Below are 12,353 nucleotides of genomic sequence, written 5' to 3'. Positions count from 1 at the left end.
GTACGCAGAGCTAAGGGTGACCTTACTTGAGTCGGCCATCCCTGCGATGACCAGGGTTGGGCCGCCTCCTCACGCGCGGCGGCCACCGGTACATTGCCGCTTATGTCGATACCGAATCCCCAGCCCGGCCAGCCAGGCCAGCCCGGTGCGCCCAACCCGTACCAGCAGACCCCCAATCCCTATCAGCAGCCGCCGGGCACCCCGGCCCCACAGCCCTACGGCCAGCCGCCGGGCCCCTACGGCCAGCAGCCCGGGCCCTACGGCCAGCCGCCCGCCCCGCCCGCTCCCCCGGCGGGACCGCGCAAGCCCACGCCGGGCTGGGTGTGGGGCATCGGCGGTGCCGTCGTCGCCTCGGCCCTGTGGGCGGGCGGGCTCTTCGCCACCGGCAACCTCGGCGGGAGCGACGACGCGAAGGCGGACCTCGCCGGATACCAGTACAGGAAGAACCTCTGCGACGTCTCCCCGCTCGACGGCTTCAAGAAGAAGTACGAGATCGACTCGGACTCCACGTCGACCACGCACTACGGCTCGCGGCAGAAGGGGTTCGACATGAGCTACTGCAGCCGCAAGCTCAAGGACCCGGAGGCGGACACCGACTCCTACACGAGCATCTACGTCTACTCCACGGCCCGCTGGCACAAGGCGACCGACCCCGCGGGGGAGTTCGCCTCGGAGCAGAAGGCCTACGAGGACCAGTCCCAGAAGACGTACAGCTACAAGACCAAGGCCGTCAGCGGCATCGGCGACGAGGCGTACCTGGTCACCGATACGAGCGGCACGGACGAGAAGTCCCTGAACGGCATGACCCTCGCCGTGCGCGACGGCTGGTTCACGGTCGAGATGCGCTGGAGCTTCTACGGGGGCGGCCCGGACGACAAGGTCGAGCCGCCGACCGCGTCGGAGGTCGAGGAGATGCTCAAGACCGACGTGCGCGCGGAGATGGACGGCCTCAAGAAGGGCTGAGCCGGGGCCGGGGGCGCGGCGGGCGGTTCAGGGGCGCGGCAGACGGTTCAGGGGCGCGGCCACGGGCGCCCCTCCAGGATCTCGATGTCACCGTTGAAGCGCTGGAGGAAGCCGGCGAACGTCGCCACATCCTCCGCCGACCAGTTGTCCATGACCTTCTCCAGGCCCTGGACGTACTCGGAGCGGTCGGCGTCGAGCAGCCGCGCGCCCTCGGCGGAGATACGGAACTTGCGGGCCATGCCGCCGTCGGGGTCGGGGATGCGCTCGACGAGTCCGGAGCGCATCATCGCGGCGGTCTGCCGGTTGAGGGTGGAGGCGTCCAGGCCGAAGGCTTCGGTGAGCTGGCCGATGGACATCGGGCCGTCCATCTGGATGCGGCTGAGCAGGATGTACGCGCTGCGGTCGAGGCGCCCGCCGGAGGAACGCGTGCGGGGGTTGAAGAGATGCGAGTGCCGGTTGAGCAGCATCGTCTCGAATTCGACCTGGCCGACGGGCTTCTCCGTGCGGCCCATGGGCTTGTTATTGCGGCGACCGGGCTTGTCCATGACGCCATTCTACGCGGCATATGCATAATGCACTTAACGCGCATAGTGCACATCGTGGCCGGGTCTCTCACTCCCCGACGAGGTCGAGCGAGGCACTGTCCCGGACGAGGCGTGCGCCGAGGGCGCGGATGATCTCGGTGCCGAGCACGGCCTGGCCGCGGGCGTTGAGGTGCATGCCGTCGGTGCTCCAGATCGACTCCTCGCGGCCCGTCGGGTGGTGCTGCATGACGACGTGCACCGCGTCGAGGCGCCGGGCCACCGTCCGCATGCGCCGCCCCAGGACACCCAGGCGCTCACGGGCCACGTCCCGGTAGCGCGGGTCGAAGTGCGGGTTGCCGATGACGTCGAAGAATCCGGAGGTCACCAGCGTGCCGACCTCGCTCAACGGCGTGAAGAGCGCCTCGAATTCGCTCTGCGCGGCCTCGGGGTCGAAGGCCTTGCGCAGACCGTCGTTGGCCCCGCACAGCGCGATCACCAGGTCGGGCCGGAAGTCCAGCGCCGCCTCCAGCTGGCTCTCGCGCACCTGCGCGGTCATCAGATCGCGCCGCCCCAGGTTGAGGTGCACCAGGTCCGGCCGCACCTCGCGGAGGGCGTCGATGACCAGGCTCCACCAGGGCGCGTCGCGGTAGCCGGGGCGCGGCTCGCCGATGCCCTGCGCGACGCTGTCCCCCACGATCGCCAGCCGGGACCAGGGGGCGCCCCGGAGCAGCGCCGCCCCCTCGGCGGGTAACACCACGTAGGGGTCGTTCTGCTCCGTGTACGGGTCCTTGTACTCCGTCACGCCGGCCGTTTCCATGTCCGGGTCCTCTCGTGAGCCGCGGGTCGTGCCGACCGACACTGGCACCCGGCAGCCGGGCCGCGCTGGCGGGAAAACGACATCACCGCGAGGCCCCGTGCCGTGTGCCTGCCGGGGCCACTCGCGTCAGCCGCATCTCAGTGCCGTGCCAGCCGTGACGTGAACGATGAGCGCGAGTCAGTCCTCCCCTCGTCGAACCCTCATCGACCCCTCATCGAAGGAGCCCGGTGTGATCGTCCTCGGCTACAACGGCTTCACCCACGGCGCCGACACGTTCGGGCGGCTCTACGGAGCGACCGGGATCGACCGGCACAGCATCCTGGGCCATGACGCGGCCGCCGCCCTGCTGGTCGACGGGGAGTTGGTGGCCGCCGTCGAGGAGGAGCGGCTGAACCGCGAGAAGAAGACCTCCGCCTTCCCCGCCGGCTCCCTGCGGTGGTGCCTGGACACCGCGGGCGTACGCCTGGACGAGGTGGACGTCGTCGCGTTCCCCTGGTCGTTCTCGCCCGGCCTCGTGCACACGATGATCCAGGACATCGGCCGCAGCGAGCTGTCCGTCGAGGAGAAATTCGACCGGCTCAGGCGGTTCGGCGAGCTCTACGCGGGCCTGGTCGGCAAGGAGGCCATCCACGCCGACTTCAGGCGGCGTACCGGCCACGACCTGCCCGCAAAGAAGCTCGTCCCGGTGCCGCACCACATGGCCCATCTGATGTGCGGCTACCACCTGTCGGGCGAGCAGGACACGGCGTTCCTGGTGAGCGACGGCCGCGCCGAACGGCTCTCCTCCGTCATGGGCGAGGTGCGCGACGGGCGGGTACGGCTCTTCGAGAAGTCGGCGATCGGCGTCAACAACTCACTCGCCCTGCTCTTCGGGGAGATCACCCGCTACCTCGGCTTTATGCCCAACAACGACGAGTACAAGGTGATGGGCCTCGCGGCGTTCGCCCCGCCTCCGTCGGACAACCCCCTGCTGCGGCACGTGGTCGAGCTGCGCGAGGACGGCCGCTACCACCTCGCTCTCGCCAACGACCCGAGCGGCACGCGCGGTTACTATCCCCTCCTCGACCGGCTCTTCGGCGGCGACGAACGGCGCCGCGAGGAGACGGAGTTCCGTGCGACGGTCGCCGCGGCGGCACAGCAGATGGTCGAGGAGGTCACCGCGCACCAGCTGCGCGCCCTGGAGGCCGGCACCAACCTGACCCGGCTGGTCTACGAGGGCGGCCTCGCCCTCAACTGCGTCAACAACTCCAAGCTCCTGGAGAACTCCCGCTTCACCGACATCCACGTCAGCTTCGGCGCGAGCGACCCGGGCGTGGCCATCGGCGCCGCCGTCTACGCCGCCGGTCTCGCCCCGCGGCCCCGCCCGGTTCCCGCGACGCCCTATCTCGGCCCTTCGTACGACGACGGGCAGATGCTGCGGGCGCTGCACGCGCACGCCGACCGGGTGGAGTGGACCGAGCTCGACGAGGACGCGGTGGCAGGGCAGACGGCCAAGCTGCTCGGCGAGAAGACCGTCGTCGGCTGGTTCCAGGGGCGCGCCGAGTACGGCCCGCGCGCCCTGGGCAACCGCAGCATCCTGGCGAACCCCGGGTTCGCCGACATCAAGGACATCATCAACACACGGGTCAAGCACCGCGAGCCGTTCCGCCCCTTCGCGCCGGTCGTCCTGGAGTCCGAGGCGCACCGGGTCTTCGACATGGGCGAGAAGACGTCGTCCCCGTACATGACGTTCGTCTTTCCGGTGCGGCCCGAATTCCACGACGTCATCCCCGGCGCGATGCACGTCGACGGCACGTCCAGGGCGCAGACCGTCACCCCGGAATCGAACCCGAAGCTGGCCGAACTGCTCGTCCGCTTCACGGAGTTGACCGGTGTTCCGTGCCTGGTGAACACGTCGTTCAACATCGCCGGTGAGCCGATCGTCTGCTCGCCCGCCGACGCGCTCGCCTGCTTCCTGCACACCGAGATCGACGCCCTGGTCCTCGGGCGGTTCCTGGTCGTCAAGAAATGACGCACATCGACGTGGCAGACACGACAGACACGGCACAGCGGGAGCAGCGGGGCCGCCAGTCGGTGGGCGCGCTCCTCGAAGCGGCGCTGTCCTGTCTCACCCGTACGCCCGGCCGTGAGGCACCGCTGGCGGAGGCCTGCATCGCCTCCGTCGAGTGCGCGCTGCAACTCGCGGCGATCGCCGAGCGGGCGAGGCGGATGCCGGACGACGAGGCGCTGGGCCGCGGGGCGCGCGAGGCACTGGCCGCCGCCCGCGCCTCGGTCGTCGCCGCCACCTGCGCGGTCCGGTCCATCGAGGACAGGCGGCGCGGCCTGCCGGGGCGCGGGGCGTGAACGGGGCGGGCGCGGCGGACCACCGCCGGGACTGCGGCGTGTCCCTCACCCGGCGGCTCGCCGAGTGGGCCGCGGGTCTGCGATACCCGGACCTGCCCGAACGGATCGAGGCGTATGCGACCAGCGAGGTCATGTCGCATCTCGCGGTGCTGCGGGCGAGTCTGGGCCATCCCTTGGGGCGCAAGCTGGTCCGGGCGTTCGGCTCACCGCTCTCGCACGACCCCTGCCGGGCGGCGCAGGTGATGGCCGCGCTGTCCTCGTGCCTGTACTACGAGGACAGCATGTACGCGGGCCACGTCACGCACGCTTCCGTCGGGGTTCCGCTGGCCTTCAGGCGCTGTCAACGCCTGGACGGGCGGGCTCTGTTGACAGCGGTGGTCGCCGCGAACGAGTGCGCAGCCCGGGTCACCGCCGCGGGCGCGCTGGGTCCGCTGCGCGGGCAGGGCACCTCGTACACCCAGCTCATGGGCACCGTCGCGGCCCGCCTGCACGGTGCGGGGGCCCCGGCCGGGCTGTGGACGGACGCCTGGGGTCTCGCCCTGGCGATGCCTCCGTGGCCGCTGCGGCGGGCGCTGCTCGGCAGCGAGGCCAAGGTGCTGTCGGCGGCGGTCCCGGTGCGGACCGCGCTCGACGCCTGCGACGCGGCGGCCGCCGGGCTGCGGGGGGCCGAGGACATCCTGGAGCATCCCGGCGGGCTGCTCGCCAAGTTCTCCCACGTGCCGTCGCCCGAAACGGTCACGGCCGGGCTCGGCACCCGCTGGCACACCGAGACCCTGACCTTCAAGTTGCGCCCGGCAGGCGCGTACGTGGACGCGGCCGTCGACTGCGCGGCCCAACTGCACGCCCGGCTCTCCCGCGAGGACATCCGCGGCATCGCGGAGATCGTGGTCTCGGCGCCCCGGCTGACCATCGCCATGGACCAGGAGGGCGCCGCGTACGTCGACCGGGAGCGCTCGGCGATCATGGCGCTCAATGTCTGTGTCGCCTACAACGTGGCGACCGCCCTGATCTCCGGTTCCGTCGCTCCCCGCGACCTGGCCGAACCGGCGACCGCGGATCCCCTGCGCTGGTCCCTCGCCGACCGGGTCCGCCTCGAGTACGACGCCGGGCTCTCCCGCGAAGTGCTGCGTGCCACCGCCCCGTTGGGCGAGGCACTGCGGCAGGCCGGGGCGAGCGGCCGGCAGTGGCTCGCGGACTTCACGGGTGAGAGTACGGCCGCCGCCGGGGTCGCCGGACCGCCGAGCAGCACGTTCCGGGAGGCCGACAAGGCGGTGGGGGGGCGGCTCCGGGTCACCCTGCGCGACGGCCGGGCGGTCACCGCCTCGTGCGGGCGGCCGAAAGGGGCCGCCGGGCCCGGGACCCGGCGCACGCACCGCGAACTCGTCCGGGACAAGCTTGCCTCGTCCGGGACGTCGGCCGAGGTGATCGACGGCCTCGACCGTCTCGCCTCGCTGGACGCACGGCAGGTCGACGCCCTCGTGAACAGGGCGCTGTCCGAGCCGCTGCCCGCGACCGAACCGCCGCCCGGTTTCGGTCCCTTGCTCGAGTCCGGTCTGCCGCGCCCTTCCTGAGCGGCCCGGACGACACCCGATCCGACTGCCGCTGAGGACGCGGCAGCCGGCGGAAGGGGATACCTCACCATGTCCGATCACACGCCACGGTTCACCTATCCGGCCCGGCGGACCGACCCGCTCGTACCGCCCGACGAGTACGCGCGGGCGCTGCGCGAGGAACCGGTGTGTCCGATCACCCTCGCCACGGGCGATCCCGCCTGGTTCGTCGCCCGCCACGACGACGTACGGACCGCTCTCTCCGACCGGCGTTTCAGCAGGGAGGCGCTGTTCCGCCCCGGCGCCGCCCGCGCCCAGGTGGTCGAGCCCGACCCGGACAGCATGCTCACCATGGATCCGCCGCGCCACACCCGGCTGCGCAAACTCGCCAACCGGGCCTTCGGGCCGCAGCGCGTGGAGCGGCTGCGGCCCTGCATCGAGAAGGTCGCAGCGGAGTTGCTCGACGCCATGGAGGCCGGTCCGCCCGAGGGCGACCTCGCCGAGAGGTACGCGCGCCCGTTCGCGCTGCGCATCATCTGCCGCGCGCTCGGGGTGCCGTTCGAGGACTACGACAAGTTCGGCGCCTGGACGGACCGGTTCATGTCGCTCACCAAGTATCCGCCCGAGGAGATCAACCGGGCCAACGTGGACATGCGGGCCTACTTCGCCCGGCTGATCGGCCTGCGTCGCGAGGAACCCGGCGACGACCTGATGAGCGCTCTCGTCCGCATCCACGACGCGGAGGGCGAGCCGTCCGAGCCCGAAATCGTGGGCCTGGGGGCGCTGTTGCTGCTCGCGGGGCACGACACCACGGTGACGGTGCTCTGCGGCGGGACGGTGACCCTGCTCGGCCACCCCGACCAGCTCGCGCTCCTGCGCGAGGACCCGGGGCTCTACCCCGACGCCGTCGAGGAGGTGGTGCGTCTCGGCGGCCCCGGCGGCGGCACCTCCATCCGGATCACCACCAGCGACGTGGAGCTCGGCGGCACGGTCATTCCCGGGGGCTCGGCGGTGCTCGCCTCGGTGGGGACCGCGAGCCGTGACCCCGAGGTCTACCCCGATCCCGACCGCTTCGTGATACGGCGCGAGAACCGTACTCAGGTGGCCTTCGGGCAGGGCCCGCACTTCTGCATCGGCGCGAATCTCGCGCGGGCCGAACTGGCCATCGGGCTGCGTGCGTTGTTCGAGCGGTTCCCCCGGTTGCGGCTCGCGGTGCCTCCGCAGCAGCTGCGCTGGAAGGACTTCGCGGCTCTCGGGGGCTGGGAAGAACTGCCGGTCGCGTGGGGGTGAGTGCGCGTGACGCTCCCGCCACCGGACCCGTCACCGGGCCGGTCATCGGACCCGCTACCGGCGCCTCCCCCGCCCCCTCCCACGGATCCTTCCACGGCCCCTCCCCCGGTCGCGTTCTTCGACGTCGACGAGACGCTGATCTCGGTCAACAGCATGGCCCGGTTCCTGCGCCACCACCTGCGGGCCCGCGGCCGACCGCGCGCCGCCTTCGACGACGCGGTGCGCGGGCTGCGGGCGCTCGGGGCGGGCGGTGCGTCGCGGGCCGAGATGGCGCGCGCCTACTACCGCCTCTACGCGGGCTGCGACGAACGGGAGCTCGCCGCCGGGGGCCGGGACTGGTTCGCCGCCGAACTGCGCGCCGGGGGCCTGTTCCTGGCGGACAGCGTGGCGGCGCTGCGGGAGCACCGGCGCAGAGGCGAGGCGGTCGTTCTCGTCTCGGGGTCCTTCGCGCCCTGCCTGGACCCCGTCGCGAAACGGCTCGGCGTCAATGCCGACGCGGTGCTCTGCGCGCGGCCCGCGACGGTCGACGGCGTCCTGACCGGCATGGTCGACGGCACGATGACCGGCGAGGAGAAGGCCGTCGCGGTGCGCGCCCTGCTCCGGGAGCGCGGCATCTCCCCGGACCGCTGTCATGCGTACGGCGACCACGCTTCCGACCTGCCGATGCTGCGCGCCGTGGGCCACCCCGTGGTGGTGGGCGTGGACCCGGTACTGCTCCGGCATGCCGGGGCCGGAGGATGGCGGCGACTGCCCGGCGCGGTCGTCTCCGCGCGGCCTCGTCGCATTCCCGCCAGCACACGAACCCGGACCTCGCGAGAGTGAAGGGCGTCCCTCGCATGACGGCCGTCCATACGACAGCCGTCCCTCCTATGACAGCCGTCCCTGGGACGGCTGTCCCCGCAACGACCGTTTCTACGGCGAAGGATCGGTGGGCCGATGGTCCGGAACCCGGCGGATGGTGCCGAGCGGCCGAGCTATCCGGTGGTGGTGACGCTCGCCGCGGGCGCCATCTTCCTCTCGATCCTCGACGCCACGGTGGCGAACCTCGCGGTGACGGACATGCACGACAGCTTCCCCGGCGCCTCGGTGACCGATCTGACCTGGGTCATCTCGCTGTACGCCATCGTGTTCGCCTCGTTCCTCGCGCCCGCGGGACGCCTCGCGGACGTGGTGGGACGGCGCCGTCTCTACGCCGTCGGCATGGGCCTGTTCACCGCCGCCTCGCTGCTGTGTGCCGTGGCTCCCGGCCTCCCCGCTCTGCTGATCGCCCGTGGTGTGCAGGGGCTCGGTGCGGCGGCCATGATCCCGGCGTCGCTCGCCGTGCTCCTGGTCGATGTGACACCCCGGCGCAGAGGGGCGGCGATCGGGCTCTGGAGCGCCGCCGCGTCCGCCGCGGCGGCGGTCGGGCCGAGCCTCGGCGGCATCCTCATCGACGCGGTCGGTTGGCGTGCCGTGTTCTTCATCAACATCCCGCTCGGCGTCGCACTGCTCGTGGGGATCAGGGCGGTACGCGGCTCGGCCCGCGGCAACCAGGGCCTGCCCGATGTGCTCGGCACGCTCCTCCTCGCGGCGGGCACCGGGCTCGTCGTCCTCGGCATCACCCGGGGGCAGGAGTGGGGCTGGGGCGGCCCGCGGGTAGCGGGGTGTCTCGCCGCAGGCGCCGCCCTGCTCGCGTCGGCACTGGTACGGGCGGGCCGGCATCCGCGGCCCGCCCTGCGGACCGGGCTGTGGCGCAGCAGGGACTTCGCCCTGGCCAACCTCGTCTCGTTCTTCTTCGGCGCGGCGCTCTACGCCTGGCTCCTGGTCGGGGCGCTGTTCCTGGTGGAGGTCTGGCAGTACTCGCGGACGGCGGCCGGTGTGTCGATGATCCCCTCGGCGTTGCTCTCCGCGTCGGTCGCGGCGCTGGTCGGCAGGTCGCTGGGCAGGCGCAGGCCACACCTGGCGGTGTTCTGGGGTGCGACGGCCCTGGTGGTCGCCGAACTGTGGCTGGGTCTGACGCTCTCCTCGCAGCCCGCGCTGTGGAGCATGTGGATTCCGGTGGGGCTGCTCGGCGGTGCGGGGATCGGCGCGATCAGCACCGGGGTGAACAGCGCGGCGGCCCTGTCCGTGAAACCGGCGGACTTCGCCGGAGCCACGGGGCTCAACATGGCGGTACGGCAGATCGGCGGCGCCCTCGGTGTGGCGGCGCTGGCCGCGATCCTGCCCGCGCAGACCTCGCCCGAGCCGGGCCCCTACAGCCGCGTGGTGTTCTTCAGCTGCGCCGCGGCGGCCGTCGCCGGGCTGCTCGGGCTCGGCTTCTCGCAGCGCCGGCGCGGGAGGCGGGGCTCCTCGGGACCGCCGGGAACAGCCGCCCGCGGGGCTGCCGCGCCCGCGACCGCCGCCGACGCGTGCGGACCCGCCGCCGCACCTCTCGCCCCGCGCCGGTCGCCCTTGTTCCGGAGACCGTCGTGAGCGGCGCCGGCCCGCACGAACCGTACGAATGCCGTCGCGGCGCCGTGAACGACGACTGCCCCGCCCTGGTGCGCGTACCGTGGCGGCGGTTCGTCGTCCTGGGCGGCAGCGGCGCCAAGTGGTCGCAGCCGGGCGGCTGTTCGGGCTGCGGTACGCCGGGCGGCTGTCCCGGCTGCCGGCCCTGGGCGGATCACGTGGCCGATGTGCTGCGGGCCGTCCGCCCGGATCTCGCCTATCTCAACCTGGGCCGGCGTGATCACTCGACGGCGCAGGTCAGGGCCAGGCAGCTGGCCAAGGCGCTGGCCTTCAGAGGTGATCTGGCCGCGGTCGTCGCCGGGGGCCCAGAGGCTCTGCGCGAGCCCTTCGACGTCGACGCCACCGAGGCGGAGCTGAGCCGCATCGTGGGACCGCTGCGGGCTTCAGGCGCCGACGTGCTCGCCCTGGGCCCGTACGGCCCCGGCCTGCCGGCACCGGTGGCCGGGGAGCACCGGAGCGGACCGCGGCAGCGGCTGCGGCTCCTCTCCGAGCGCACCCGCGAACTGGCCGTGCGGCACGGCGCGTTGTACGTCGACGTGACGTCCCGGACCGTCGCCTCGGCCGTCATCCGCCGCCTCGCGGACCACCTCGCCGCGACGGAGTCCGCCGCGTAGCCGACCGTGTCCGGCCGCATCCGGTCCTATCCGGTCGTGTACGCCCGCTGAGAACCGCGTATCAGCGGGCCACCAGTGTGCCGTGGAAGGTTGCGGGCACTTGCTGCCGACGGCCGGACGGATTCACATGGCAATTCCAGACGTCCACGCGAAAGTGTCCGAGCTCCGGTGCGTGGTGGAGCGGTTGGAGTCGGGGCCCGGCGAGCGGGCGACCGGGGCGCAGCACGCCAAAGGGAAACTCACGGTGCGCGAGCGTATCGACGCGTTCCTCGACCCGGGGACGTTCACCGAGATCGAGGCGCTGCGGCGGCACCGCGCGACGGGTTTCGGAATGGAGGACAAACGGCCGCACACGGACGGCGTGGTCACCGGCTGGGGAAAGGTGTTCGGCCGGAAGGTCTTCGTGTACGCCCATGACTTCCGCATGTTCGGCGGCGCTCTCGGCGAGGCGCACGCCGAGAAGATCCACAAACTGATGGACCTGGCCGCGGCCACCGGAGCCCCGCTGGTGAGTCTCAACGACGGGGCCGGTGCGCGGATCCAGGAAGGCGTGTCGGCCCTTGCCGGGTACGGCGGGATCTTCCGGCGCATCACCCGCAACTCCGGTGTGATCCCGCAGATCAGCGTGGTGCTGGGCCCCTGCGCCGGTGGCGCCGCGTACTCCCCCGCGCTGACCGATTTCGTGCTGATGGTGCGCGGCACGTCGCAGATGTTCGTCACGGGCCCGGACGTCGTCCAGGCGGTCACCGGAGCCGAGGTCACGCACGACGCGCTCGGGGGCGCCGACGTGCACGCGACGGCCTCCGGGGTCGCGTCGCTCTCGTACGACGACGAGGAGACCTGTCTGGAGGATCTCCGCTTCCTCTTGACGCTGCTCCCCTCCAACAACCAGGAGCCGCCCCCGTGGGAGCCGCCGACCGACCGCGCCGATCGCGGGACGAACCGGCTCCTGGAACTGGTTCCGGCCCGTCCCGGCCGCTCGTACGACATGCGTGCCGTGCTCGGGGAAATCGTCGACGACGGCGAGTACTTCGAAATCCAGCCCTCATGGGCCGCCAATGTCGTCTGTGCGCTGAGCCGTCTCGACGGCCATGTCGTCGGCGTCGTCGGCAATCAGCCCGCGGTCATGGCGGGGGTGCTCGACATTCACGCGAGCGAGAAGGCAGGCCGCTTCGTGCAGTTCTGCGACGCCTTCAACATCCCTCTGGTCACCCTGGTCGATGTGCCGGGATTTCTGCCGGGCGTCGACCAGGAACACCGGGGAATCATCCGGCACGGCGCCAAACTCCTGTACGCCTATTGCAACGCCACTGTCCCCCGCGTCCAGGTGATTCTGCGCAAGGCTTACGGCGGCGCGTACATCGTGATGGACTCCCGCTCGATCGGCGCCGACGTGTCACTGGCCTGGCCGACCAATGAGATCGCGGTGATGGGCGCCGAGGGTGCCGCGAACGTGATCTATCGCCGGGAGATAGCCGCCGCGGCGGACCCCGAGGCTTTTCGCGCGCAGAAGATCAAGGAGTACGAGGGTGAACTGATGCACCCGTACTACGCCGCCGAGCGAGGTCTGGTCGACGAGGTGATCGACCCGGCGGACACGCGAGCGGCATTGATCCGCTCCCTGGAGATGCTCCGCACGAAGAACGCTTCGCTGCCTTCGCGCAAGCACGGAAACCCTCCGACCTGAACCGGGCTCGTGCGGACCAATCCGGATGGGTCCGGCTTACGAAGAACAGGCGGAAATCATCACGTCGGCTTCCGACAC

General features: G+C 71.8%; 11 protein-coding genes. 9 read left to right on the top strand and 2 right to left on the bottom strand.

The features are described from left to right. Window positions 1-102 precede the first annotated feature (102 nt). The gene (locus ABZ906_RS03600) at window positions 103-963 is read left to right on the top strand and encodes a hypothetical protein (RefSeq protein ID WP_361376851.1); all 861 of its coding nucleotides are present in this window, start codon (window positions 103-105) and stop codon (window positions 961-963) included. Between the two features lie 47 nt (window positions 964-1,010). On the opposite strand, the gene ABZ906_RS03595 is transcribed toward ABZ906_RS03600, so the two are convergent. Next, window positions 1,011-1,475 (bottom strand): MarR family transcriptional regulator, encoded by a 465-nt coding sequence (locus ABZ906_RS03595; protein ID WP_361186045.1) that lies wholly within the window; start codon window positions 1,473-1,475, stop codon window positions 1,011-1,013. A gap of 100 nt (window positions 1,476-1,575) precedes the next feature. Beyond that, window positions 1,576-2,304: an SGNH/GDSL hydrolase family protein gene (locus ABZ906_RS03590; protein WP_361376848.1), complete on the bottom strand. Its 729-nt coding sequence runs from the start codon at window positions 2,302-2,304 to the stop codon at window positions 1,576-1,578. Window positions 2,305-2,533: 229 nt separating this feature from the next. Here ABZ906_RS03590 and ABZ906_RS03585 point away from each other — a divergent pair, with 229 nt between their 5' ends. The 8 genes from ABZ906_RS03585 to ABZ906_RS03550 all read left to right on the top strand — a co-directional run bounded on the left by ABZ906_RS03585 (window position 2,534) and on the right by ABZ906_RS03550 (window position 12,275). Beyond that, window positions 2,534-4,315, top strand: coding sequence for a carbamoyltransferase C-terminal domain-containing protein (locus ABZ906_RS03585; RefSeq protein ID WP_361376845.1), 1,782 nt, complete (start codon window positions 2,534-2,536; stop codon window positions 4,313-4,315). An 11-nt stretch (window positions 4,316-4,326) separates the two neighbouring features. Continuing rightward, the gene (locus ABZ906_RS03580; RefSeq protein WP_361376842.1) at window positions 4,327-4,647 is read left to right on the top strand and encodes a hypothetical protein; all 321 of its coding nucleotides are present in this window, start codon (window positions 4,327-4,329) and stop codon (window positions 4,645-4,647) included. Window positions 4,648-4,685: 38 nt separating this feature from the next. Then, the gene (locus tag ABZ906_RS03575) at window positions 4,686-6,218 is read left to right on the top strand and encodes an MmgE/PrpD family protein (RefSeq protein ID WP_361376839.1); all 1,533 of its coding nucleotides are present in this window, start codon (window positions 4,686-4,688) and stop codon (window positions 6,216-6,218) included. A gap of 69 nt (window positions 6,219-6,287) precedes the next feature. Next, a complete protein-coding gene (locus ABZ906_RS03570) occupies window positions 6,288-7,487 on the top strand; it encodes a cytochrome P450 (RefSeq protein ID WP_361376836.1) in 1,200 nt (399 codons plus the stop codon). Window positions 7,488-7,493: 6 nt separating this feature from the next. Continuing rightward, entirely contained in the window at window positions 7,494-8,309 is an 816-nt protein-coding gene (locus ABZ906_RS03565) for an HAD family hydrolase (RefSeq protein ID WP_361376833.1), read from the top strand. 114 nt (window positions 8,310-8,423) lie between these two features. After that, entirely contained in the window at window positions 8,424-9,938 is a 1,515-nt protein-coding gene (locus ABZ906_RS03560) for an MFS transporter (RefSeq protein ID WP_361376830.1), read from the top strand. Continuing rightward, a complete protein-coding gene (locus ABZ906_RS03555) occupies window positions 9,935-10,588 on the top strand; it encodes a GDSL-type esterase/lipase family protein (protein ID WP_361376827.1) in 654 nt (217 codons plus the stop codon). Before ABZ906_RS03560 ends, ABZ906_RS03555 begins: the two co-directional genes overlap by 4 nt. A 127-nt stretch (window positions 10,589-10,715) precedes the next feature. Next, on the top strand, window positions 10,716-12,275 hold the full coding sequence (locus ABZ906_RS03550) for an acyl-CoA carboxylase subunit beta (RefSeq protein WP_361376824.1): 1,560 nt from the start codon (window positions 10,716-10,718) through the stop codon (window positions 12,273-12,275). The last annotated feature ends 78 nt before the right edge of the window (window positions 12,276-12,353 follow it).

Origin of the sequence: Streptomyces sp. NPDC046925, from assembly GCF_040644915.1 — a bacterium.
Lineage (GTDB): Bacteria > Actinomycetota > Actinomycetes > Streptomycetales > Streptomycetaceae > Streptomyces.
Note: the sequence above shows the minus strand (reverse complement) of the source record. Positions and strands in the feature narration are given on the sequence as shown.